Below are 23,123 nucleotides of genomic sequence, written 5' to 3' on the forward strand. Positions count from 1 at the left end.
TCTACGGAGCCTTCCATGTTCGGCTATTACCTCAAACTCGCCCTGCACAGCTTCAAGCGCAACAAGGCGCTGACCGCACTGATGGTGCTGGCAATCGCGCTCGGCATCGGCGCCAGCATGACCACGCTGACCGTATTCCATATCCTGTCCGGCGACCCGCTACCGGAGCGCAGCGCGACCCTGTTCTATCCGCAGATGGCGCCGGAAAGCATGGACGGCTATGTTCCGGGCGAGGAGCCTAACGGCCAGTTGACCCGCTTCGATGCCGAATCATTGCTGCGCGAAAAGCGCGGCGACCGCCAGGCGATGATGACCGGCGGCAGCGTGGCGATCGAACCGCAACACGCGGGCCTGTCGCCGATGAGCATTGATGCGCGCTATACGACCGCCGACATGTTCCCGATGTTCGCGATGCCCTTCCTGTACGGCAATGGCTGGAGCGCGACCGACGACGCGGGGCATGCGCGGGTGGTGGTGGTCAGCAAGGCGCTGAACGAAAAACTCTTCGGCGGCAAGGACAGCATCGGCAAGAACGTGCGCATCGACAAAGCCGACTTCCGCATCAGTGGCGTGCTCGATACGTGGCGGCCGACGCCGAAGTTCTATGACATGAATGGCAACAATGGCTACGGCGAAAGCGACCAGGCGTTCCTGCCGTTCTCGACTTCGCGCGACCTGAAGATGGGTCGCAACGGCAACATGAACTGCTGGGGCGATACCGGCGCTGACCCCGAGGGTGAAACTGGCATCAATGCGCCCTGCGCCTGGATCCAGTACTGGGTGCAGTTGGACACACCCGAGAAGGCCGCGGCATACAAGCAGTACCTCACCAACTATTCCGACCAGCAACGGGCGGCGGGGCGCTTCGTGCTTCCGACCAATGTCCGCCTGCGCGGGCTGATGGAATGGCTGGACTTCAACAAGGTGGTGCCGGGCGACGTGCGCTTGCAGGTCTGGCTGGCGCTGGGCTTCCTGCTGGTGTGCCTGCTCAACACGGTGGGCCTGCTGCTGGCGAAGTTCCTGCGGCGCAGTGGCGAACTCGGTGTGCGACGTGCGCTGGGCGCATCGCGCAAGACCATCTTCATGCAATGCCTGGTCGAGGCCGGTGCGATTGGCTTGGCTGGCGGCATCGTCGGACTGGCGCTTGCGTGGCTGGGACTGTGGGCGGTGCGCCAGCAGCCTACCGACTACGCGGATCTCGCCCATCTGGATCCGAGCATGCTGCTGACGACCTTCGCACTCGCGTTGATCACCAGCCTGCTTGCCGGCTTGCTGCCGGCCTGGAGCGCGATGCAGGTGTCGCCCGCCATGCAGTTGAAATCTCAATAGCTCACTCCCTCCCCCGCTTGCGGGGGAGGGTTGGGGTGGGGGCGCCGGTTCCCGTCCACCCCAAAGTCATGGACCGATTGTCGAGTGTCGTCATACACCCCCATCCCAGCCTTCCCCCGCACGCAGGGGAAGGGGCGAAAAGCCACTAGGAGAACTGCCATGAACATCCGCCCCATCCTCTCCACGCTGCTGCGCCACAAGATGGCCGCCGCGCTGATCGTGCTGGAGATCGCATTGAGCTGCGCGATCATCTGCAACGCCCTGTTCCTGATCAGCAACCGCATCGATCGGATCAAGCAGGGTAGCGGCGCGGTCGAAAACGAGATCGTGCACGTGCAGATTACCGGTATCGGCACCGATGACAATGCAGAAGCCCTGACCCGCAGCGACCTGGCGATCCTGCAAGGATTACCAGGCGTCAAGGCCGCGACCTCGACCAACCAGGTGCCGTACGGCAATGGATCGTGGAATACCTCGATCAAGATGGTCAAGGATCAGAAGCAGCCCACGATGAGTGCGACGGTTTACATGACCGACGACAGTTTCATGGACACGATGGGGCTCAAGTTGGTCTCGGGTCGCCGATTCAACACCGATGAATTCATCGAATGGTCCGTACTCAATGCGCCGGGCAGCAAGGCCCAGATCCCGGCGGTCATCATCACCCACAGCATGGCCGACAAGCTGTTCCCGGCCGGCGATGCACTGGGCAAGACCTTCTACAGCTGGGGTGACAACCCGCTCCGCGTGGTGGGCGTGGTCGAGCACCTGGCCCGCCCCAACGAGCAGGGCGGTCCGGCCCAGCGCGAATACTCGATGATGTTCCCGATCAGGGCGCCTTATACCTTGGGCGCCACCTATCTGATCCGCAGCGAAGAAAGCCGCCGCGACGAAGTGATGAAGTCCGCGGTTGATGCGCTTCGCAAGAACGGCCCGAACCGGATCGTGATTGAAGAAAACACCAAGACGATGGAAGCCATGCGCGCCGACTATTACCGGCAGGACCGCGCGATGGCCTGGCTGCTGTCCACGGTGATCATTGCGCTGCTGGTGGTGACCGCGCTCGGCATCGTTGGACTGGCGAGTTTCTGGGTGCAGCAACGAACCAAGCAGATCGGCATACGGCGCGCGTTGGGCGCGACCCGCGGGCAGATCCTGCGTTACTTCCAGACCGAGAATTTCCTGTTGGCCACCATTGGTATCGCGCTTGGCATGTTGCTGGCGTACGCGATCAACCAACTGCTGATGGCCAAGTACGAATTGCCGCGCCTGCCATTGGCCTACCTGCCGGTTGGCGCGATCGCCTTGTGGCTGCTTGGCCAGTTCGCAGTGTTCTGGCCGGCACGCCGCGGCGCCGCAGTGCCGCCTGCGGTCGCGACACGGAGTGCATAAGCACATTGCCAGCCCGTCGGCTTGTGCGCCGACGGGCTAAGCTAGCGGCCCACGCACGGACTTCCCATGCCCTCGATCCTCGTCATTGACGACAACCCTGCCGTGGCCACCGCGCTGGAGATGCTGTTCTGCCTGCACGACATCGACGTGGTGCATGCCGCCTCGCCACGGCATGGCCTGCAGCGGCTGCGCGACGACGGCATCGACCTGGTCATCCAGGACATGAACTTCGAGACAGATACAACCTCGGGCGAGGAAGGCGTCGCGCTGTTCCATCAGATCCGCAGCGACCATCCCGACCTGCCAGTGATACTGCTCACCGCATGGACGCACCTGGAATCGGCGATCGACCTGGTCAAGGCCGGCGCCGTCGATTACCTGGCCAAACCCTGGGATGACCGCAAGCTGCTGGCCACCGTCAACAACCTGCTGGAACTTGCTCAGGCGCAACGCGAGTTGGCGCAGGAACGTGCCGGCGAACGGCGCAGGCGTGAAGCATTGCTGCGCGACTTCGACCTGCGTGGACTGGTATTCGCCGACAATGCCAGCGAGAACATGCTGGCACTCGCCTGCCAGATTGCACGTGCCGACATCCCGGTGCTGATCACCGGTCCGAACGGCACAGGCAAAGAGAAATATGCGGAAATCGTGCATGCCAACTCCGGCGTTCGCAACGGCCCGTTCATCGCACTCAATTGCGGCGCGCTGCCAGCAGACTTGATCGAAGCAGAACTGTTCGGTGCCGAACCGGGTGCCTATACCGGCGCAAGCAAGGTGCGCGAAGGCAAATTCGAAGCCGCACACGGCGGCACGCTGTTCCTCGACGAAATCGGCACGCTGCCACTCGCTGGTCAGGTGAAGTTGTTGCGGGTGCTGGAGACCGGCCGCTTCCAGCGCTTGGGCAGCAACCAAGAGCGCACGGTCAAGGTGCGCATCATCAGTGCGACCAATGCAAACCTGCCGACCTTGATTGCCAGCGGTTCATTTCGCGAGGACCTGTTTTACCGGCTCAACGGCATCGAACTGCGGTTGCCGCCTTTGGCCCAGCGCCCGCGCGACATCCTGCCGCTGGCGCGTCATTTCCTGCCTGCTGACAAGCGCCTGGGCGATGATGCAGAACGCGTGCTGCTTCGGCATGCCTGGCCGGGCAACGTGCGCGAGCTGCGTAATGTGATGCAACGCTCCGCGCTGCTGGCGCGCGGGGATATCGTATCTGCGACTGACCTCAACCTGCAGCCCGCCATGTCGGCGACTACAAACACCCATGGCGACGAGCCCGACCGCGCGATGATCGAGGCTGCGCTGGTACACAACGGTGGCGTGCTGGCGCAGGCCGCAGCCGAGCTGGGCTTGTCGCGGCAGGCGCTGTACCGGCGGCTGGACCGCCACGGCATCAAGCGCGACTGATGATGCGCTGGTGGCATCGCATGTCGTTGGCCTGGCTGTACGCCGCACTGGCGTGCGCGTACATGCTTGCGGCAGGCGGCTTGGCGATGCTGTTGACGCGCTGGTTGCACACTTGGTCAGCAACGCTGGTAGCCGCGGCAGTGCTGGCACCATTCCTCATTTACCAGGTGCATCGATTGTTCGCACCGGTGCGTTCGTTGTTCCGTGCGCTGGCTGGGAGCGTCGCCAGTTATCGCGATGGCGACTACAGTTTCGGCATCGCGTGGCATGGACAAGGCGAACTGCGCGAGTTGGTGGAAAGCCATCGTGAACTAGGCGACACGCTTCGCAAACAACGCTTAACGCTGGTGCAACGCGAACTGCTGCTCGACACCATCGTGCAGAACACGCCGGTGGCCATGGTGCTACTCGATCCTAGCCGGCGCGTGGTGCTCGGCAACCTCGCCGCGCGCAAGGTGTTCGGCGACGGCCATCGGCTGGAAGGACAGTCGTTCGAAGACATCCTGGCGCGCACGGATGAAGCCGTGCGCGATGCATTCGCGCGTGGCGGCGATGGCATGTTCACGGTGGGCGACAGCGGCGATGATGCAAGCGGTAACGAGGACATCTACCACCTGTCGCGGCGCACCTTCCGCTTGAATGGGCGCGCGCACGAACTGGTATTGCTGCGCCTGCTCACCGCTGAACTGCGGCGGCAGGAAGTGCAGACCTGGAAAAAAGTCATCCGGGTCATCAGCCATGAGCTCAACAATTCACTGGCACCGATTGCATCACTCGCGCATTCGGGCAGCGAGCTGCTGCGTCGCAAGCAGTACGAACGCCTGCCGGTCGCACTGGCCACGATCGAGGAACGCGCGCGGCATCTGGAAGGTTTCATCCGCGACTACGCACGCTTCGCCAAGCTGCCCTCACCTCGGCTTGTCCCGATCGAATGGGCACGCTTCATCGAGCAACTGCGCACCCAGGTCGAATTCGTCGCCGAGCTCACCCCGACCGATGGCATCGTGCGCGTCGATGTTGCGCAGCTCGAACAAGGTTTGATCAACCTGCTCAAGAACGCGCATGAATCCGGCTCCGCACCGGGCGACGTGCGACTGCATGTGCGCCGGTTGCCGGTGGGCTGGCGGATCGAGGTGCTGGATCGCGGCACCGGCATGAACGAAGCGGTGCTGGCGAATGCGCTGTTGCCGTTCTATTCGACCAAGCGCAACGGTACCGGGCTGGGACTTGCGCTGGCACGCGAAATCGCCGAAGCGCACGACGGCCGCATCGCCCTGCTCAACCGGGATGGTGGCGGCCTGTGCGTGAGCCTGACATTGCCGCTGTAGAAGCGCCTATCTGCGAAAAACCGGGGTCAGAGTCGACTTTTTCGACTTGCTGAAGTCGTGGCTCACACTCGTGTAAAAGTCGACTCTGACCCCGGTTTTTGGAGCGGGCCTCGGCACGCTTATGAAAACCTACTTCGGTTTTTTCATCGGTCGATACCAACCATCCAGCGTCTCCTGCCGACTGCGCGCCACGGTCAACTTGCCGGCCGGGGCGGGCTTGGTGATGACCGAGCCTGCGGCAATCGTCGCGCCTTCGCCTATCGTCACCGGCGCCACCAGTGAACTGTTGGATCCGATGAAGACGCCGTCTTCAATGGTGGTGGTGGCCTTGTTCACACCGTCGTAGTTGCAGGTAATCGTGCCGGCGCCGATATTCACCCCGGCGCCGACCACGGCGTCGCCGAGGTAGGTCAAGTGGTTGGCCTTGCTGCCGACGCCGAGCCGCGTATTTTTTATTTCGACGAAATTACCGATGTGCGCACCATCGGCCAGCACCGTGCCGGGGCGCAACCGCGCGAACGGACCGACCACCACCGCGCCCTCGCAGCGCGCACCGTCGATGTCGCAATGCGCGCGCACTTCGGTGCCGGCGCCCAGGGTCGCATCCTTGATCCGGCAGAACGGACCAATGCGCACGCCGTCGCCCAGTTCGACGCGGCCTTCGAACACCACGTCGACGTCGATCTCCACATCGCGCCCGACCGTGACTTCACCACGGATATCCAGCCGTGCAGTATCCGCCACGCGCGCACCGGCCGCGCACAGCACACGCACCTGGCGCAACTGGAACGCACGCTCCAGCTGGGCGAGCTGCCATGGATCGTTTGCGCCTTCGGTTTCAATCGGATCATCGACGATCACGATTTCCGCTGCGGAGTATTCGTCTGCAGCAGCCGCGAACACATCAGTCAGGTAGTACTCGCCCTGGGTGTTCTGGTTCGACAGGTTCGCCAACCAGCGCATGAGCGCAGTGGCATCGGCCACGATCACCCCGGTGTTGATCAGGTGGATGCGCCGCTGCGCGGCGTCGGCGTCCTTGTGTTCGACGATTGCCGCGACATGGCCTTCGGGATCGCGCAGGATGCGGCCATAGCCGGTCGGATCATCGAGTTGGGCCGCCAGCACCGCCAGCCGACCCGGCGCGTCCAGCAACTCGCGCAGCGATGCAGCAGTAATCAGCGGTACGTCGCCATACAGCACCAGCACGCTGGCATCGTCCGGCACGCCCGGCATCGCCTGCTGCAGGGCATGGCCGGTGCCGAGTTGCGCGGACTGCTCGGCCCAGTGCAGATCGCCCTGATCGGCAAACGCCGCACGCACCTGGTCGCCGCCGTGGCCATGCACGACGTGGATGCCAGCCGGCTGCAACGCGCGCGCCGCGTCGATCACATGGGCGAGCATTGGGCGCCCGGCGATGGCCTGCAGCACTTTCGGCAAGGCCGACTTCATGCGCTTGCCTTCGCCGGCAGCGAGGATGACAACGTGCAACGGTGCGCTCATGGGCGATCTCGGGTGTGTCTTCGGCGTGGAATGGGCAATTCTAGCGACATGCCCGTTGTCAGCACGTCGGCGTGATTGACCAGCACCCGGAAACCTCTAGGATTCTGGAAATGTCGGCATCCCCGCGCGTCTCCCGCCTTTTGCTCGCCACCTTGCTATGGCTGGGCATGGCGCTGTGCGTGGTCGGCCTGGTATCGAACCGGATGTGGGAGGCGTTGCCGTTCCCGCGTTTCTTCGAGCACGTGCTGATCGCCTTGTGCGCATTGGCAGCAGCTTGGCCGTTGGTGCGCTGGCGTGGCTGGTCATGGGCTCCGGCACTCGCGCTGCTGTGGCTGGCGGGCCTGGTCGCTTTCACCGGGCCGATGCCGGTGCTTGCGGTTGTGCTGCTCGCGGCAACCGCGGTGGCCGTGGGTAGCCTGCTGATGCCCGGGCCAATCGCCTTGCCGCTTGGACTTGCGCTGATTGCCGGCGTACTGGGTTGGCTGTTGCCACTGCAGATCCACTATCGCGCGGTGTACGCGGTGGTATGTGTCGCACTGATTGCATGGCGTCGCGACGAGGTCATCGCGACATGGCATCGCGTATTCGGACGTTTCGAAGAAGCTGAACGCACTTGCCCGCGCACAGCCGCCGCGGCAATGCTGTTGCTTGGACTGGCCAGCACCGGGGCATGGTTGCCGACCATGCAGTACGACGATGTGGTCTATCACCTCGGTTTGCCATCGCAGTTGCAGGAAACCGCACGCTACCTTCCCGATCCGGTGGTGCAGGTGTGGGCACTGGCACCTTGGGCGGGCGATATCCTGCAAGGGGTAACGCAGGTGCTGGCGGGCGGTGAAGCGCGCGGCGCGCTGGATACGTTGTGGCTGGCGATTGCGTCAGGTGTGGCCTTTGCGTTGGCGGCTGCGCTGGGCGGCGATGCACGCAGGCGCTGGTGGTCGGTGGCATTGCTCGCCAGCCTGCCCTTGAGCATGGCCCTGGCCGGCGGCATGCAGACTGAGCTGCCGGCGATGGCCTGGCTGCCCGCGTTGGCCTGGCTGGTATTGCGTCCACCAGTACATCCAGGCACGACAGCAGATTGGCGGGGACTGTTGGCCGGCGCGGTGTTGTTCGGCGTCTTGTGCGAACTCAAGGTCATGCACGCCGTGGTGGCCTTGCCCGTACTGATTTGGGCGACATGGCGGCATCGACATCGCATCCCATGGCGTTGTCTTCCCATCGCGCTGCTACTTGCCGTGGCGGTGGGCGGCTCCAGCTACATCAACGCATGGTGGATGACCGGTAATCCGGTCTTGCCGCTGATGAATGGCTGGTTCCGTTCACCGTTCTTCGCTGCGAGCAATTTCGATGACCTGCGCTGGCATGGTGGTCTGGATGCCGATGTGCTGTGGGATATCAGCTTCGACACCGAGCACTACTCCGAATCCTTCGATGGCAGCTTCGGTTTCGTGCTGATCGCACTGCTGGGCGTGTGGCTGCTGGCCCTGCGCGACTTGCGCACACGCGGTCTGGCCAGCGTCGCCAGCATCGCGCTGCTGCTGCCGCTGCTGCCGATGCAATACGCCCGTTACCTGCAACCCTCGCTGGCCTTGCTGCTGCCGGCGCTGGTGGTCGCCTATCCCGTCGTGAAACGCGGTACTGCCGCCTTCTGGGCGCTCTGCGTGTTGAACCTGGCCTTCGCCACCAATGCCAGCTGGATGCTCCACACGGGGGCTTTGAAACTGGTAGTGCGCAACATCGGCAACAGCACCCCCGTGCTGCAGCACTATATCCCCGAACGCGTGCTGGCGATGCGGTTGCGTGAACCGGGCAACCGAGATGGCATCGTGCTGGTGCTACCCGGCAGCAATGTCGCCCTGGCCGAACTGGGCGCACGTGGGCGCAACATGCTGTCGTATTCGCCGCGCTGGAAATCCGAGGCCTCACGCGTGGAAGCCGACCCGAGTGGCAAGGCCTGGGCGACGTTGCTGCGCGATAACCACATTCGCCACGTGATCCTGCAGCCAGCGCTGCTGTCACCTGCGCAACGTGCGGGACTGGCACTTTCCGATGCACAGCTGATCCAGTCTGCGGGCGATGCGCAATGGTGGCGCATCCCGGACAATGCGCAGCCATGACCCTGCGACGCCACCTTGGCAGCTATGCCGCCATCGGACTGCTGCAATGGCTGGTCGAGTACGGATTCATGCTGGCGCTCAGCGAATGGGTGATGCCCGTGGAACCGGCCAACGTCATCGGCCGCCTCGCCGGTGCGATGCTGGGCTTCTGGCTCAATGGCAAGTGGACCTTCGCTGGCGAAGGCACCCACGTCGGTCGCCGTGCCGTGCTGCGCTTCGTGCTGATGTGGCTGGTGCTGACCTTGCTCAATACCTGGCTGGTCGGCGTCATCGATGAAGACTATGGATTGCGGCGCGCGCAGCTGCTGAAGCCACTGGTCGACATGCTGTCCGGCGGCATCGGCTTCCTGCTGTCACGCCACTGGGTCTACAAAAAAGGGGGCGGAGGGAATCAAGGCAGACCTTGATTCCCTCCGTCCCCTTTTCTATTTACGCCGCGATCAGCCTTCGCTGCTGCCGGACAGCGTCGCAGGTGCTGGCGATGCGGTGCTGTCCGTAGCCGCTGACGGCTGCGGCACCCAATCGATCGCCTGTTGCTTGATCTTGCCGAACTTGCCGGTCATCTTGGTCAGTCGCTGGTCCCAAACCGGATCAGGTTGCTGGCCATCGATGACCTTGAAATAGGCCTGCATCATGCAGACCAGTGCAAGCGGTTCGAGCAGCGCGGCCTTGGCCGCCCAGGCAAATACCAGCGCGATGATCATGGTCAGCGCCGACAGCTGGCCCGGCAGCATCCATACCAGCAGTCCCGCCGGCACCAGGAACACAGCGAACAGCAAGGCGGACACGACATACATCAGCAAGGTGGCGAAGAACGCGTTCTTCATCATCGCCTTGCCGTTCTGCCCGTACAGCACCAGCGCATCCGCCGAGGACTGCCACGGGTTGTCGCTCTTGCTGCGGATGGCATGTGCCAGGATCAATTCATCCAGGAACCCGACCGAAAGCTTCAGCATGCCGCGGATCAGCCCGACGATGGCCTGCGTACCAGGTATCGGCAAGAAATTCGCAATACCTTCGATTACCCGCGTCATCATCCGGATCACGCCCTTGAGCAGGCGGTCGAGCGCGAACAGCACGCTGGACTGCACGAAGCGTTCCTTGACCACGCTGGCGCCGTAGGCTACCTGCCCCTTGCCGTCTGGCAACGGGCGGCCATCCAGCAATTCCACCAGCACCGCGATGTGCCCGGCCTTGACCACGTACAGCAGGTACTCGCGCAGGAAGAACATGATTCCGGAACCCACACCGAAGCCAATCAGTGCGCCCAATAGCGCGCCACCGGCATGGCCGTCAGCACCACCCAACCCGCCGATGCCATAACCAATGCCGGCACCGATCCCGCTTAGCAGCACATAGCCGAGCGCGATGCCGAAATACACCATGGCCCGGAACACCAGGTACGGCATCGTCTTCAACAACATGCCGAATGCGCGGCCTAGACTGAAATCCCACATCGTCACTTTCTCCCGATTCGATTGAACACGATCACCACGTTGCCAGCACGCACGTGTGGCAGGTTACTCATCACTCATTGAGATCAAACGTGATTGCGTGGCAAAACAGGCCGCTGCACGCGGCAGCTGAAAAGGGGGCGGAGGTGGTAAACGCGCACCTTAACCACCTCCATCCCCTTTTCTAGTCCCCTTTTCCAGATCGCCACAAACAAAAACGCCGGCTTGCGCCGGCGTTCCTGATGAGCGATGCAGTCAGCTCAGTGCTTGAGGTTCTTGCGCAGGCGCTCTAGTGCCTGCAGCTGCACGGTCACTTCCGCCAGGCGCTGCTGTGCTTCGGCGATTTCCATCGCTTCGCCACGGTGGGCGATGATCCGCTCGGCTTCTTCCTTGGCTGCGCGCACCGCGGCTTCGTCGATGTCCTGCGCGCGGATCGCGGTGTCAGCCAGCACTGTGACCACCGTCGGCTGCACCTCGAGGATGCCACCGGTGATGGCGAAGTCCAGCTTCTCACCACCCGGCAGTGTGACCACGACCTTGCCGGGCTTCAGGCGAGTGATCAGCGGCGCATGCTTGGGCGCGATGCCCAGCTCGCCGAGTTCACCGGTGGCCACGACCAACTCGGCCTCGCCACGGAAAATCTCGGCTTCGGCGCTGACGATGTCACAACGGATGGTGGATGCCATGGTGATTCCTCAGGCTGCCATCTTCTTGGCTTTCTCGGCGGCTTCCTCGATCGAGCCGACCATGTAGAACGCCTGCTCCGGCAGATGGTCGTATTCGCCGTCGACAATGCCCTTGAAGCCGCGAATCGTGTCCTTCAGCGACACGTACTTGCCCGGCGAACCAGTGAACACTTCGGCCACATGGAACGGCTGGCTGAAGAAACGCTCGATCTTGCGCGCGCGGGCCACGGCCTGCTTGTCTTCTTCCGACAGCTCGTCCATGCCCAGGATCGCGATGATGTCCTTCAGTTCCTTGTACTTCTGCAGCGTGCCCTGGACCCGGCGCGCGGTCTCATAGTGCTCGTTGCCGATCACATTCGGGTCCATCATGCGGCTGGTCGAATCCAGCGGATCCACGGCCGGGTAGATGCCCAAGGAGGCAATGCTGCGCGACAGCGCCACGGTCGAATCCAGGTGGGCGAAGGTGGTCGCGGGCGACGGGTCGGTGTAGTCATCGGCGGGCACGTACACGGCCTGGATCGAGGTGATCGAACCAGTCTTGGTCGAGGTGATGCGCTCCTGCAGCACGCCCATTTCCTCGGCCAGGGTTGGCTGGTAGCCCACCGCCGACGGCATGCGGCCCAGCAGCGCGGACACTTCGGTGCCGGCCAGGGTGTAGCGGTAGATGTTGTCGACGAAGAACAGCACGTCGCGGCCCTTGCCGTCGGCGTCCTTCTCGTCGCGGAAATACTCGGCCATGGTCAGGCCGGTCAACGCGACACGCAGGCGGTTGCCCGGCGGCTCGTTCATCTGGCCGTAGACCATCGTGACCTTGTCGAGGACATTGCTGTCCTTCATCTCGTGATAGAAGTCGTTGCCCTCGCGGGTGCGCTCACCCACGCCGGCGAACACCGACAGGCCTTCGTGCTCCTTGGCGATATTGTTGATCAACTCCATCATGTTGACGGTCTTGCCGACGCCGGCGCCGCCGAACAGGCCGACTTTGCCGCCCTTGGCGAACGGGCACATCAGGTCGATGACCTTGATACCGGTTTCCAGCAATTCATTGGCCGCCGCCTGGTCCTCGTAAGTCGGCGCAGCGCGGTGGATTTCCCAATGATCGGCGGCATCAATCGGGCCGGCCTCGTCGATCGGGCGGCCGAGCACGTCCATGATGCGGCCCAAGGTGCCGGTGCCAACCGGTACCGAGATCGCGCGGCCGGTGTTTTCGGCCAGCAGGTTGCGCTTCAGTCCGTCGGTCGAGCCAAGTGCGATGCAACGCACCACGCCATCGCCCAGCTGCTGCTGCACTTCCAGCGTGATCTCGGTGTTCTGCACCTTCAACGCGTCGTAAATCTTCGGCACGCTCTCGCGCGGGAACTCGACGTCGACGACTGCGCCGATGATCTGAACGATCTTGCCTTGGTTGCTCATCACTGTGTCCTCTGGAACTCGATAATCTGTGTTTTGTGGGAGCGGCTTCAGCCGCTAGCCTGTTGCAGTCGGGGCTACAGCCCCTCCCACGATGCATCCATCAAACCGCGGCGGCACCGCCGACGATTTCCGCGTTCTTACTAGACTGCCGCCGCACCGCCGACGATTTCCGAAATTTCTTGCGTGATCGCCGCCTGCCGAGCCTTGTTGTAGATCAGGTTCAGCGTGTCGATCAGTTTGTTCGCATTATCCGAAGCCGACTTCATCGCGACCATGCGCGCAGCATGTTCGGACGCCACGTTCTCCATCACCGCCTGGTACACCAGCGACTCCACGTAACGGGTCAGCACATGTTCCAGCACGATCTGCGCGTCGGGTTCGTACAGATAGTCCCAGTCATGCCTGGCGACTTGCGTCTCCGCGGCCGGCAACGGCAGCAACTGGTCCATCGTCGCGCGCTGGGTCATGGTGTTGACGAAGTCGTTGTACGACAGGAACACCTTGTCCACCTTGCCGGCGGTATAGGCGTCCAGCATGACCTTGATCACGCCGACCAGCTGTTCGACACGCGGAATGTCGCCCAGATGGGTGACCGAGCCCAGCATGCCGACCTTGATCCGGCGGAAGTACACCGAGGCCTTCTGGCCGATGGTGACCACGTCGACCTCGACGCCCTGCTCCTGCCACTTGCGGAACTCGCCCAGCAATTTGCGGAACATGTTGTTGTTGAGGCCGCCGGCCAGGCCGCGGTCGGACGAGATAACCACGTAACCGACGCGCTTCACGTCTGCGCGCTGCACCAGGTATGGGTGGCGATACTCGGAATTGGCCTGCGCCAGGTGCCCAATCAGCTGCTTCATAGCGCGCGCATACGGGCGCGACGCCTTCATCCGCTCTTGCGCCTTGCGGATCTTGGAGGCCGAGACCATTTCAAGCGCGCGCGTCACCTTGCGGGTGTTCTGCACACTCTTGATCTTGGTTTTGATTTCTCTGCCGCCAGCCATATCGTGTTTCCCGTAGAGCGGGGCTTGCCCCGCTTGAGTCTCATCGCGAAGCAAGCTCCGCATGTGCATCTAATGCAGCGGGGCGAGCCCCGCTCTACAAAGGCATTGCTTACCAGCTACCGGTTGCCTTCAACTCTTCGATGCCCTTCTTGAACGAAGCTTCGATGTCGTCGTTCCAGTCGCCAGTGTCGGCGACGGAGGTCATCAGCTCGCCCATGGTATTGGCGAAGTGCGCGTGCAGCGCGGCTTCGAACGCACCGATCTTGTTGACCGCCACGTCGTCCATGTAGCCCTTGTCGACCGCGTAGATCGACAGTGCCTGCTCGGCCACCGACATCGGCGCGTATTGCTTCTGCTTCATCAGTTCGGTCACGCGCTGGCCGCGCTCGAGCTGCTTGCGGGTCGCGTCATCGAGGTCCGAGGCGAACTGCGCGAACGCCGCCAGCTCACGGTACTGCGCGAGCGCGATGCGGATGCCGCCCGACAGCTTCTTCATGATCTTGGTCTGCGCCGCGCCACCCACGCGCGACACCGAGATGCCGGCGTTCACGGCAGGACGAATGCCGGCGTTGAACAGGTCGGTCTCGAGGAAGATCTGGCCATCGGTAATAGAGATGACATTGGTCGGCACGAATGCGGAAACGTCGCCAGCCTGGGTTTCGATGATCGGCAGCGCGGTCAGCGAACCGGTCTTGCCCGTAACGGCGCCGTTGGTGAATTTCTCCACCCACTCCTCGGACACGCGCGCGGCGCGCTCCAGCAAGCGGCTGTGCAGGTAGAAAACGTCGCCCGGATAGGCCTCACGGCCCGGCGGACGGCGCAGCAGCAGCGAGATCTGGCGGTAAGCCACGGCCTGCTTGGACAGGTCGTCGTAGATGATCAGCGCGTCTTCGCCACGGTCGCGGAAGTACTCGCCCATGGTGCAGCCTGCGTACGGCGCGATGTACTGCATCGCGGCCGATTCGGACGCGCCGGCGGCGACCACCGTGGTGTAAGCCATCGCGCCGAATTCCTCTAGCTTGCGCACGATGTTGGCAATGGTTGAATTCTTCTGGCCGATCGCGACGTAGACACACTTCACGCCGGAATGCTTCTGGTTGATGATCGCGTCGATCGCTACCGCGGTCTTGCCGGTTTGGCGGTCGCCGATGATCAGCTCGCGCTGGCCGCGGCCGATCGGAATCATGCTGTCGATCGACTTGTAGCCGGTCTGCACCGGCTGGCTGACCGACTTGCGCCAGATCACGCCCGGGGCAATGGTTTCCACCGGCGCCGAAACCTTGGCATCGATCGGACCCTTGCCGTCGATAGGCGCGCCCAGCGCGTTGACCACGCGGCCGAGCATTTCAGGACCGGTCGGCACTTCCAGGATGCGGCCAGTGGTCTTGGCGACATCGCCTTCGCGCAGGTGCTCGTAGTCGCCGAGGACCACGGCGCCGACCGAGTCGCGCTCCAGGTTCAGCGCCAGCGCATAGGTTGCAGCGCCGTCTTCGGAGGCAGGCAGCTCGATCATCTCGCCCTGCATCGCGTCGGCCAGGCCGTGGATGCGCACGATGCCATCGGACACCGAGGTCACGGTGCCTTCGTTGCGCGCTTCGGCAACGAGCTTGACCTTCTCGATGCGGGTCTTGATCAGTTCGCTGATTTCGGACGGGTTGAGCGTGGTGGTGGCCATCTTGGTTTCCTTGGTGCCGGCGTCGCCGCCAGCCATATTCAAAAAAGCATTTTCAAATCGGATTAGTGCGACAACGCCGCTTCGAGGCGGCCGAGCTTGCCCTTGAGTGAACCGTCGATCACGACATCACCGGCATCGATCACCGCGCCACCGATCAGGCTGGCATCGATCGCGGTTTCGATCTCGACCTTGCGGCCGAAGCGTTTCGCCAGCGCCAACTTGATTGTCTCGAGCTCACCCGTAGGCAGCTCGACGGCGGATGTCACTTTGGCCTTGACCACACGCTCGGCTTCAAACCGCAGCTCGTCGTACAGGCCGGCGATCTCCGGCAGCAACGGCAACCGGCTGTTCTCCGCCAACAGCGCGAGGAAGCGCCCGAAGGTGTCGTCCGCCACTTCCGGTGACAACAGTGTCACCGCGTCGGCATCGCTCAGCCGCGGGTTACCGAGCAAGTCGGCAACCTGCGGATCGGCAGCGATGTGCGCGGCGAACGCAAGCGCGTCCGACCATGCCGGCAAGCTGCCGGCATCGTGCGCCAGCGAAAACGCGGCGCGGGCGTAGGGACGTGCGAGGGTCATGGCTTGACTCATCGTCGATTCCTTACAGCTGTGCCGCCAGATCGTCGATCAGCGCCTTGTGGTCGTCGGCATTGATCGTGCGATTGAGCAGCTTCGAAGCACCACTGACGGCCAGCATGGAGACTTGCTTGCGCAGGTCTTCCTTGGCGCGGTTGGCGGCGGCATCGATCTCGGCCTCGGCCAGCGCACGCTGGCGATTGCCTTCGGCGATGGCGTCGTTCTTGGCAGCATCGATCAACTGGTTGGCACGCTGGTGGGCCTGCTCGATGATCTCGTTGGCCTTGCCACGCGCAGCCTTGAGTTCATCGGCAACCTTGTCCTGCGCCTGGGCCAGGTTGGCTTGTGCAGTATCGGCAGCCGCCAAACCCTCGGCGATCTTCTGTTGACGCTCTTCGATGGCCGCGATGATGTGCGGCCAGCCGAACTTCATGACCAGCCAGGCCACCGCGAAGAACGCGAGGCCCTGAATGACCAGAGTGAGGTTGGGTAGCATGATGCTTTGCTCCTGATGCCGGCGGATCGGGCCGCCGGCGTTGCCTGGACCTGTTGCCTGCGATCAGCCGGCGAGCTGCGACAGCAACGGGTTGGCGAACAGCAGCAGCAGGGCGATCGCGACGCCGATCATCGGCACGGCATCGAGCAGGCCGGCGACGATGAACATCTTGGTCTGCAGCATCGGGGTCAGTTCCGGCTGGCGCGCTGCGCCCTCGAGGAACTTGCCGCCGAGGATGGCGAAACCGATCGCGGTGCCGAGGGCGCCAAGGCCGATCAGAAGGCCGGCCGCGATGACGGTGAACTTGAGAACTTCGGCGACGAGGGTTGCGTGGTCCATGGTGTTGCTCCGGTTGGATTGTTGCGATTGAACAGGGTTAAAGGAAAAACGATAAGCAGAGGCAGAAATCAGTGGCTTTCGGCCGACATGCTGAGATAAACAATAGTGAGCATCATGAAGATGAAGGCTTGCAGCGTAATGATCAGCACGTGGAAAGCGGTCCACATGAAGCCGGCAATCAGCTGCATCGGGCCCATCAAGTAAGTCATGCCGCTGGACATCGATGCGCCCAGCGTCATCAACGCGATCAGGATGAAGATCAACTCGCCGGCATACATGTTGCCGAACAGTCGCAGGCTGAGGCTGAGCGGACGAACGCCCTCCTCGATCATCCGCAGCAGGAAGTTGGCCGGTGCCAGCGCGATCTTGCCGACCATGCCCTCGGCGTGGAACGGTGCGGTGAAGATTTCCTTGGTGAAGCCGACAAAGCCCTTGTGGCTGATCCCGAACACCTGGATCAGCAGGAACACGGCCAGCGACAAGCCGAAGGTGGTGTTGAGGTCGGCGGTCGGCACCACGCGCAGATAGGCGTGGGCGGCATCCTGACCGGCAGCAACATGGCCGGAGGCCCAGGCCCAGGGCAACAGGTCGACTGGCAGCATGTCCATGAAGTTCATCATGAATACGAGGCAGAAGATGGTGATCGCCAGCGGCGCAATCAGCTTGCTGCGGCCATGGAAGGTCTCGCGGACCAAACCGTCGACGAACCCGACGATGATCTCCACCAGCGCCTGGAATTTGCCCGGCACGCCGGCAGTCGCCTTGCGCGCAGTGAAGATGAATGAGCCCACGAAGAGCAGCGACAGCAGCAGTGTGAAGAACAGGGTATCGACGTTCAGGGTCATGAAAGAGCTATCACCCACACTCACCTGCAAGTGATGCAGATGGTGGTTGATGTATTCGGTCGTACCACCCGTTTCGGGCGCCTGTGCGACAGCAGCAATGCTTTCGGCGATCACGTAATCAATCCTTCGTCTCTTCAGCATGCCCAGCCGCAATGCGGAACGGGCCCAACCAATTGATTGCCAGGGAATACACCAGCATCCCCACGACCAACCCCACCAACATCGGTAGCGGCGGCAAGCGCCAGATCCCGAGCGCGACCACGAAAGTCGCTGTTAGTACACACCACTTGACCAACATCCCCAGCAGCAACCTGGCGAACGCGGCACGGGCATTCACGATGCCCCCCAATGCCAACATCGCCGCAAACGCACTTGCCAACGCCAGGGAACCGCCCGCAATCCCGGCCGAGGCCGCCGATTGCGGCCCCTGTACCAAGAAAGCGAGTGAGACCAGCACCCCGACAACGGCCTGGCAGGCCACCGCACGCAGTGCCGAGCGTCGACCCGCGGCCAGTGAATTCAGCACGCGAACATCCAAGCTACCCGGTACCACAGGCCCGGCCTCATGAAAGGCACGAAAACCGTCCTGCGGAGCCGTAGAAGTATAGCAGGCGTGAAAATGTACCGGCAACCGCCAAAAGACTTCGGGCGATCGCGGAACCTTCTACAGCGTGGCAGGTCGCATCAATCAGCGCCCCCACCTTCCTCGTCAGCTCGGGACGGGCGCTGAAGCCCCGGCCCGACTCCTGGCCGGGGCTTGTTTTTTTGTTCTAGGCAAACTGAGCCAGGCGCCTAGGCTCGCGCACCCATGCGCTCACCAAGTCGCACAGCCGTGGCGGCCGTGGCGCTCAAAGCCGCACAACGTGCCATTCAAGGCACATGGTTAAGCGCGGCTTTTCGCCTTGGGGATGTAGAGGTCGGTAATCGTGCCTTCGTAGACCTCGGCCGCCATGCCCACCGACTCACCCAGGGTCGGGTGCGGATGGATCGTGTTGCCGATGTCGGCAGCTTCGCAGCCCATCTCGATCGCCAGCGCGACTTCGCTGATCAGCTCGCCCGCGTGCACCCCGACAATGCCGCCGCCGATCACCCGATGGCTGGCTTCGTCGAATATCAGCTTGGTGAAGCCTTCGGTGCGCGAAATGCCGATTGCACGCCCCGAGGCCGCCCACGGGAACTTGCCGACGCCGATCTTCAGCCCCTTGGCCTTGGCTTCGATCTCCGTGACGCCGACCCAGGCGATTTCCGGATCGGTATAAGCCACCGACGGAATCACGCGGGCCACCCACTCTTTCTTTTCGCCGGCCGCGACTTCGGCGGCGAGCTTGCCTTCGTGCGTGGCCTTGTGCGCCAGCATCGGCTGGCCGACCAGGTCGCCGATGGCGAAGATGTGCGGCACATTGGTGCGCATCTGAACATCGACCGGGATCAGCCCGCGCTCGCCGACGCGCACGCCGGCCTTTTCGGCATCGAGTTTTCCGCCGTTGGCGCTGCGACCCACGGCCACCAAAACGCGATCAAAGAGCTTGCCGTCAGGCATGCTTTCGCCCTCGAACGTGCAGGTGATGCCGTTCTTCTGTGCCTTGGCCTCAATCACCTTGGTCTTCAGGTGCACGGCCACACCCTGCTTCTTCAGGCGATCAGCGAGCGGCTTGACAAGATCAAGGTCCGCCCCCGGCATCAGCTGCGGCATGAACTCGACCACGGTCACTTCGCTACCCAGCGCGCGATAGACAGTGGCCATTTCGAGCCCGATGATGCCGCCGCCGACGACCAGCAACTTCTTCGGTACTTCGGCCAGCTCCAGCGCATCGGTGGAGTCCATCACCCGCGGGTCGTCCCACGGGAAGCCCGGCAGCTTCACCGGCTGCGAACCAGCGGCGATGATGCAGTTGGTGAAGTGCAGCAGTTGGGCCTTGCTGTCGGCATCGGTGATTTCCAGCTCGTTGGCCGAGACGAACCGACCCGTGCCGTGCACCACGCGGATCTTGCGTTGCTTGGCCATGCCTGCCAGGCCATTGGTGAGCTGGCCGACCACTTTTTCCTTGTAGCTGCGCAGCTTGTCGAGGCTGATCTTCGGTGCGCCGAACTCCACGCCGTACTCGCTGGCATGCGCAGCTTCGTCGATGACGGCGGCGGCGTGCAGCAGCGCCTTGGACGGGATGCAACCGACGTTGAGGCAGACACCGCCCAGCTCGGCGTAGCGTTCGATCAACACCGTATCGAGACCTAGGTCGGCGGCGCGGAACGCAGCCGTATAGCCGCCGGGACCGGCGCCCAACACGACCATGGCGCAGCTGATGTCAGCGCTGCGGCCGGAAGCGCCTGCGGCTTTCGGAGCGGTTGCTTCTGGCTCCTTCTCCTGCGAAGCGGGGTGAGAGCCCGCAGCTGGCGTGCCAACGGCGCGCGCGGAATCGAACGCCTGCGCCGCTGGCGCAGGCTGGGGCGCGGGGGAAGGTTGGGATGGGGGCGCTTTTGCAGTCACAGCACTCTGGCCGCCACCTTCACCCGCCGCGCTACGCGCGTCGACTTCTCCTGCCTGCGGCACAGGTGAGGAACTGGCGCCTTCCAATTCCAGCATCGCAATCACCGCACCTTCCGAGACGGTATCGCCCAGCTTGATCTTCAGCGCGGTGATCACGCCGGCCGCCGGCGACGGCACTTCCATCGTGGCCTTGTCGGATTCCAGCGTGACCAGTCCCTGATCCTTGGTAACGGTGTCGCCTACCGCGACCAGCAGTTCGATCACCGGTACATCGCCGTGCCCACCAATGTCGGGGACGCGTACTTCGATTGCATTGCCCATGTCAGCTCCCGGTCAATTCTTGTGGTCGACCACGGCCCAGGTGGTCTGGTAGAGGTCGTGGCGGCGGTCCTTTAGGTTGAGCACTGTGCCGTTGGCGCGAAACTCCACCAGTGCGTCCAGCCGAAGATCGGCGAAGGCCACCTGTTCGGTGTTCTCGGTGCAGATCGCCGCGATCCCGTCCGGCGGGAACGGGAAATCGACCGGCGTGAAGATGCCACTCTGCGCGTACTGGATATCGAAATTGGTCACGCCCGGCAGGTTGCCGACGTTGCCAGAGGTGACGACATAACACTGGTTCTCGACCGCGCGCGCCTGGCAGCAGTAGCGCACCCGCAGATAGCCCTGGCGCACGTCGGTACAGAACGGCACGAACAGCATCAGCGCGCCCTGGTCGACCAGGTGGCGTGCCAGCTCCGGAAACTCGGAGTCGTAGCAGATCATCACGCCGATCGGGCCGCAGTCGGTCAGGATCGCCGCGGCCTGTTCGCCGCCGGTGATTTTCCACCAGTGACGCTCGTTAGGCGTCGGGTGGAGTTTTTCCTGGGTATGCAGCGAACCATCGCGCAACGCCACGTAGCAGACGTTGTGGATATCGCCGTCCTCGACGTAAGTCGGGTGCGAGCCGCCAATAATGTTGATGTTGTATTGCACCGCCAGCCGCTTGAGCAGGTCGCGCAGCTGTTCGGTGTACTGGGTCAGGGTGCGCAGCGAATCAGCCGGCGACAGCGGTTCGTTGGCGACCGACAGCAGCTGCAAGGTAAATAGTTCCGGGAACACCACGAAATCGCTGCGGTAGTCAGCGGCGATATCGACGAAGTATTCGACCTGCTGGGCGAACGCAGCGAAGTCGGCGATGCGCCGCTGTTGGTACTGGACCGTGGCTACCCGCACGCTGTCCGGCAGGTTTCCGCGCTTCTGGTGCAGCCGCACCACGGGGTTCTCCGCACGCTTGGGATTGCGCCACATCAGGCGCACCCCATAGCCCATCGACTCCGCATCGCTGGGCAGGTAATCAGGGATCACGCCATGCGCTACGAATCCGTTGCGCAGCTGGAAACTAAGGGTGGCATCGCGCACGCGCGCCGACTCAACCGCCTCGACGTAAGCCTCGACGCTGCCGTGTTGGCGCAGCTTGCGCTTGAGCCCGGGCAGGCGGCCGACAAAGACAATCCCCTTGAGCTCGAGCGATTGGCACAGCTTCTTGCGCTGGTCATACAGGCGACGGCCGATGCGCAGTCCGCGGTATTCCGGGTCCACGCACACTTCCATGCCGTACAACCAGTCGCCCAAAGGGTCGTGGCGGGCGGCATAGCCACCGGCACTGATTTCACGCCAGGTGTGCGGTGCCATCGAGGTGGCTTCATCAATGCGGAAGGTGGCGCAATGGCCGACGATCTTGCTGTCGTACTCGGCCACGAATTGGCCTTCGGGGAAGTTGCCCAGCTGGCCGCGCACCATGTCCTGGCTGTAGCCCTTGCCATACACGCGGGCCGACAGCGCAGCGACCGCGCCGAAGTCGGACTGCTGCAACGGGCGAATCAGCAGACGGGGTTTGTGATCTTGCGTGGTGGGCATCAGGCGTCCCTCAGGTCATGGCGAGGCGGGGTCACGGTGGTCTTCGTCGCGTGGCTGGTTCGCGTCCTCGGCCGCGGCCTGCGTGACGCCAGCCTCGACATCCTTGCCGGCATCGTTGCTCGCCAGCTGCTCCCGCTCATGCGCCGGAAGTCGCTCGGGTGCTGTGAATACATCGGCACTAGTCTTCGCTTGTACACTTTTTCCTTGCAATGCGGCCAAGGCCTCGTCGCCAGTAAGCCCGAACAGGCTGCGCAGGTTGAGGTCACTCTGCGGGAACGGCATTTCGATGCCATGCGCCCGCATCGCGGTATCGATCTCCCACAGGTACGCGGCATTGATGGCGGCATTGCGGCGCGCGGCCTCCACCGTCAACCAGACCACCAGCATGTACTCCACCTTGCTGTCCGCAAAATTCGTGAGCCACACCTGCGGACGCTTGTCGCCTTCGGTGGCCAGCGTGAAAGAAACCCGGCTGGCCGCTTCCAGCGCCGCTTTCTTCACCAACTCCTTGTCAGCGCCGTAGGCCACGCTGAATGACACACGGATCCGGCGATTCTCGGAACCATGGGTCCAGTTCACCACGCGTCCAGTGACGAATTCCGAGTTCGGCACCAGCAGATCGATGTTGTCGTTGGTGGTGATGCGGGTGGCGCGGATATTGATCGCGCGCACGGTACCGCGCGTGCTGGCATCCAGTTCGACGAAATCGCCCACCTTCAACGAGCGGTCGAACAGCAGGATCAGGCCTGAAATGAAATTGCTGAAGATCGCCTGCAAGCCGAAGCCCAAGCCCACGCCAATCGCGCCGGCGAACACCGCGAACTTTCCGAGCGATACGCCGATCGAATCCAGCGCCATGAACAGCCCGATCGCCAGCAAGAAGTAATGGAGCAGTGTCGACAGCGTGTAAAGCGCAGCTTGATTCGCCGACTGATTGCGTTCGCCATAGCGCTTGAGCGCACGACGCAGCAACAGTGAAACCAACCAGGCAAGCACGAACGCGACCACCGCGCCCACCAGCCCGCCAACGGTGATGGAGATGCCCCCCAGGTAAAGCAGCTGGAAATCCAGCAACGGCTGCAAACCATTCCAGCCGGCACGCGCGGAATCGTTGGCCGCGTCACGCACGGCATCCCCGGCTTTCTCCAGCTTTTGGCCTATGTCGGGATTCAGGCCCACTGG

Annotated in this window: 20 protein-coding genes; 6 read left to right on the forward strand and 14 right to left on the reverse strand. The window is 63.1% G+C overall.

The features are described from left to right. The first annotated feature begins 15 nt into the window (after positions 1-15). The 4 genes from PSV05_RS05610 (at position 16) to PSV05_RS05625 (ending at position 5,456) form a co-directional block, all read left to right on the forward strand. A complete protein-coding gene (locus PSV05_RS05610; protein ID WP_300062742.1) occupies positions 16-1,329 on the forward strand; it encodes an ABC transporter permease in 1,314 nt (437 codons plus the stop codon). A 159-nt stretch (positions 1,330-1,488) separates the two neighbouring features. Beyond that, complete coding sequence (locus PSV05_RS05615) at positions 1,489-2,721, forward strand: FtsX-like permease family protein (protein WP_300062745.1); 1,233 nt, start codon at positions 1,489-1,491, stop codon at positions 2,719-2,721. 66 nt (positions 2,722-2,787) lie between these two features. After that, complete coding sequence (locus PSV05_RS05620) at positions 2,788-4,128, forward strand: sigma-54 dependent transcriptional regulator (RefSeq protein WP_300062748.1); 1,341 nt, start codon at positions 2,788-2,790, stop codon at positions 4,126-4,128. Continuing rightward, complete coding sequence (locus PSV05_RS05625) at positions 4,128-5,456, forward strand: HAMP domain-containing sensor histidine kinase (protein WP_345782240.1); 1,329 nt, start codon at positions 4,128-4,130, stop codon at positions 5,454-5,456. The genes PSV05_RS05620 and PSV05_RS05625 overlap by 1 nt, the downstream gene beginning before the upstream one ends. A 129-nt stretch (positions 5,457-5,585) precedes the next feature. Here PSV05_RS05625 and glmU read toward each other — a convergent pair whose 3' ends face one another. Continuing rightward, a complete protein-coding gene (gene glmU, locus PSV05_RS05630) occupies positions 5,586-6,956 on the reverse strand; it encodes a bifunctional UDP-N-acetylglucosamine diphosphorylase/glucosamine-1-phosphate N-acetyltransferase GlmU (protein ID WP_300062751.1) in 1,371 nt (456 codons plus the stop codon). Between the two features lie 110 nt (positions 6,957-7,066). Between glmU and PSV05_RS05635 the strand changes: the two genes are divergently transcribed. Together PSV05_RS05635 and PSV05_RS05640 are read left to right on the forward strand one after the other, a co-directional pair. Next, on the forward strand, positions 7,067-9,073 hold the full coding sequence (locus PSV05_RS05635) for a hypothetical protein (protein WP_300062754.1): 2,007 nt from the start codon (positions 7,067-7,069) through the stop codon (positions 9,071-9,073). Then, positions 9,070-9,480, forward strand: coding sequence for a GtrA family protein (locus tag PSV05_RS05640; protein WP_300062757.1), 411 nt, complete (start codon positions 9,070-9,072; stop codon positions 9,478-9,480). Before PSV05_RS05635 ends, PSV05_RS05640 begins: the two co-directional genes overlap by 4 nt. Positions 9,481-9,513: 33 nt before the next feature. On the opposite strand, the gene PSV05_RS05645 is transcribed toward PSV05_RS05640, so the two are convergent. The 13 genes from PSV05_RS05645 to PSV05_RS05705 form a co-directional block, all read right to left on the reverse strand. Next, positions 9,514-10,530, reverse strand: a complete 1,017-nt coding sequence (locus tag PSV05_RS05645) for a hypothetical protein (protein WP_300062760.1) — start codon at positions 10,528-10,530, stop codon at positions 9,514-9,516. Between the two features lie 257 nt (positions 10,531-10,787). Further along, positions 10,788-11,213 (reverse strand): F0F1 ATP synthase subunit epsilon, encoded by a 426-nt coding sequence (locus PSV05_RS05650; protein ID WP_300062763.1) that lies wholly within the window; start codon positions 11,211-11,213, stop codon positions 10,788-10,790. A 9-nt stretch (positions 11,214-11,222) separates the two neighbouring features. Further along, positions 11,223-12,626 carry a F0F1 ATP synthase subunit beta gene (atpD, locus tag PSV05_RS05655; RefSeq protein ID WP_300062766.1) on the reverse strand — a complete coding sequence of 468 codons (1,404 nt, stop codon included), beginning with the start codon at positions 12,624-12,626 and terminating at the stop codon, positions 11,223-11,225. Positions 12,627-12,766: 140 nt separating this feature from the next. Continuing rightward, positions 12,767-13,630, reverse strand: a complete 864-nt coding sequence (gene atpG / locus PSV05_RS05660) for a F0F1 ATP synthase subunit gamma (protein ID WP_300062769.1) — start codon at positions 13,628-13,630, stop codon at positions 12,767-12,769. Between the two features lie 109 nt (positions 13,631-13,739). Beyond that, positions 13,740-15,305: a F0F1 ATP synthase subunit alpha gene (gene atpA / locus PSV05_RS05665; protein ID WP_300063150.1), complete on the reverse strand. Its 1,566-nt coding sequence runs from the start codon at positions 15,303-15,305 to the stop codon at positions 13,740-13,742. Positions 15,306-15,367: 62 nt separating this feature from the next. Then, on the reverse strand, positions 15,368-15,895 hold the full coding sequence (locus PSV05_RS05670; RefSeq protein ID WP_300062772.1) for a F0F1 ATP synthase subunit delta: 528 nt from the start codon (positions 15,893-15,895) through the stop codon (positions 15,368-15,370). 10 nt (positions 15,896-15,905) lie between these two features. After that, complete coding sequence (locus PSV05_RS05675; protein WP_300062775.1) at positions 15,906-16,376, reverse strand: F0F1 ATP synthase subunit B; 471 nt, start codon at positions 16,374-16,376, stop codon at positions 15,906-15,908. A 63-nt stretch (positions 16,377-16,439) separates the two neighbouring features. Next, entirely contained in the window at positions 16,440-16,715 is a 276-nt protein-coding gene (atpE, locus tag PSV05_RS05680) for a F0F1 ATP synthase subunit C (protein ID WP_300062778.1), read from the reverse strand. Positions 16,716-16,783: 68 nt separating this feature from the next. Further along, positions 16,784-17,674 carry a F0F1 ATP synthase subunit A gene (atpB, locus tag PSV05_RS05685; protein WP_300062781.1) on the reverse strand — a complete coding sequence of 297 codons (891 nt, stop codon included), beginning with the start codon at positions 17,672-17,674 and terminating at the stop codon, positions 16,784-16,786. A gap of 4 nt (positions 17,675-17,678) precedes the next feature. After that, complete coding sequence (locus PSV05_RS05690; protein WP_300062784.1) at positions 17,679-18,086, reverse strand: ATP synthase subunit I; 408 nt, start codon at positions 18,084-18,086, stop codon at positions 17,679-17,681. 357 nt (positions 18,087-18,443) lie between these two features. Further along, positions 18,444-20,366 carry a dihydrolipoyl dehydrogenase gene (gene lpdA / locus PSV05_RS05695; protein ID WP_300062787.1) on the reverse strand — a complete coding sequence of 641 codons (1,923 nt, stop codon included), beginning with the start codon at positions 20,364-20,366 and terminating at the stop codon, positions 18,444-18,446. Positions 20,367-20,378: 12 nt separating this feature from the next. Beyond that, complete coding sequence (locus PSV05_RS05700; protein WP_300062790.1) at positions 20,379-21,941, reverse strand: bifunctional GNAT family N-acetyltransferase/carbon-nitrogen hydrolase family protein; 1,563 nt, start codon at positions 21,939-21,941, stop codon at positions 20,379-20,381. Between the two features lie 15 nt (positions 21,942-21,956). Beyond that, positions 21,957-23,120, reverse strand: coding sequence for a mechanosensitive ion channel domain-containing protein (locus tag PSV05_RS05705; protein WP_300062793.1), 1,164 nt, complete (start codon positions 23,118-23,120; stop codon positions 21,957-21,959). Positions 23,121-23,123: the final 3 nt, after the last annotated feature.

The organism is Thermomonas sp. (assembly GCF_029945965.1).
GTDB lineage: Bacteria > Pseudomonadota > Gammaproteobacteria > Xanthomonadales > Xanthomonadaceae > Thermomonas.

Excerpts from the sequence above, each read along its gene's own strand:
- PSV05_RS05610 (WP_300062742.1), top strand. The coding sequence starts at position 16 with ATGTTCGGCTATTACCTCAAACTCGCCCTGCACAGCTTCAAGCGCAAC.
- PSV05_RS05615 (WP_300062745.1), top strand. The coding sequence starts at position 1,489 with ATGAACATCCGCCCCATCCTCTCCACGCTGCTGCGCCACAAGATGGCC.
- PSV05_RS05620 (WP_300062748.1), top strand. The coding sequence starts at position 2,788 with ATGCCCTCGATCCTCGTCATTGACGACAACCCTGCCGTGGCCACCGCG.
- PSV05_RS05625 (WP_345782240.1), top strand. The coding sequence starts at position 4,128 with ATGATGCGCTGGTGGCATCGCATGTCGTTGGCCTGGCTGTACGCCGCA.
- glmU (WP_300062751.1), bottom strand. The coding sequence starts at position 6,956 with ATGAGCGCACCGTTGCACGTTGTCATCCTCGCTGCCGGCGAAGGCAAG.
- PSV05_RS05635 (WP_300062754.1), top strand. The coding sequence starts at position 7,067 with ATGTCGGCATCCCCGCGCGTCTCCCGCCTTTTGCTCGCCACCTTGCTA.
- PSV05_RS05640 (WP_300062757.1), top strand. The coding sequence starts at position 9,070 with ATGACCCTGCGACGCCACCTTGGCAGCTATGCCGCCATCGGACTGCTG.
- PSV05_RS05645 (WP_300062760.1), bottom strand. The coding sequence starts at position 10,530 with ATGTGGGATTTCAGTCTAGGCCGCGCATTCGGCATGTTGTTGAAGACG.
- PSV05_RS05650 (WP_300062763.1), bottom strand. The coding sequence starts at position 11,213 with ATGGCATCCACCATCCGTTGTGACATCGTCAGCGCCGAAGCCGAGATT.
- atpD (WP_300062766.1), bottom strand. The coding sequence starts at position 12,626 with ATGAGCAACCAAGGCAAGATCGTTCAGATCATCGGCGCAGTCGTCGAC.
- atpG (WP_300062769.1), bottom strand. The coding sequence starts at position 13,630 with ATGGCTGGCGGCAGAGAAATCAAAACCAAGATCAAGAGTGTGCAGAAC.
- atpA (WP_300063150.1), bottom strand. The coding sequence starts at position 15,305 with ATGGCCACCACCACGCTCAACCCGTCCGAAATCAGCGAACTGATCAAG.
- PSV05_RS05670 (WP_300062772.1), bottom strand. The coding sequence starts at position 15,895 with ATGAGTCAAGCCATGACCCTCGCACGTCCCTACGCCCGCGCCGCGTTT.
- PSV05_RS05675 (WP_300062775.1), bottom strand. The coding sequence starts at position 16,376 with ATGCTACCCAACCTCACTCTGGTCATTCAGGGCCTCGCGTTCTTCGCG.
- atpE (WP_300062778.1), bottom strand. The coding sequence starts at position 16,715 with ATGGACCACGCAACCCTCGTCGCCGAAGTTCTCAAGTTCACCGTCATC.
- lpdA (WP_300062787.1), bottom strand. The coding sequence starts at position 20,366 with ATGGGCAATGCAATCGAAGTACGCGTCCCCGACATTGGTGGGCACGGC.
- PSV05_RS05700 (WP_300062790.1), bottom strand. The coding sequence starts at position 21,941 with ATGCCCACCACGCAAGATCACAAACCCCGTCTGCTGATTCGCCCGTTG.